The 244-nt window shown below is 55.7% G+C and carries 1 rRNA gene; it reads right to left on the bottom strand.

Going from position 1 to position 244, the window contains the following annotated elements:
- A 16S ribosomal RNA gene (locus tag PUR53_RS10725) occupies window positions 1–173 on the bottom strand; the annotation flags it as partial.
- Between the last annotated feature and the right edge of the window lie 71 nt (window positions 174–244).

Raw genomic sequence — 244 nt, 5'->3', positions numbered from 1 at the left:
GTATCCGGTATTAGACCCCGTTTCCAGGGCTTGTCCCAGAGTGAAGGGCAGATTGCCCACGTGTTACTCACCCGTTCGCCACTAATCCCCACCGAAGTGGTTCATCGTTCGACTTGCATGTGTTAAGCACGCCGCCAGCGTTCGTCCTGAGCCAGGATCAAACTCTCCGTGAATGTTTACCCGTAATCGGGTGCACACATCACGAGAGCGGAACCACCGGCGGAATAAGCCGATGGTTCACAGC

The sequence above is a fragment of the Streptomyces sp. SP18BB07 genome (genome assembly GCF_036322545.1).
Lineage (GTDB): Bacteria > Actinomycetota > Actinomycetes > Streptomycetales > Streptomycetaceae > Streptomyces > Streptomyces deccanensis.
The sequence above is the reverse complement of the archived record's forward strand: the minus strand, read 5'-3'. Positions and strand labels throughout refer to the sequence as shown.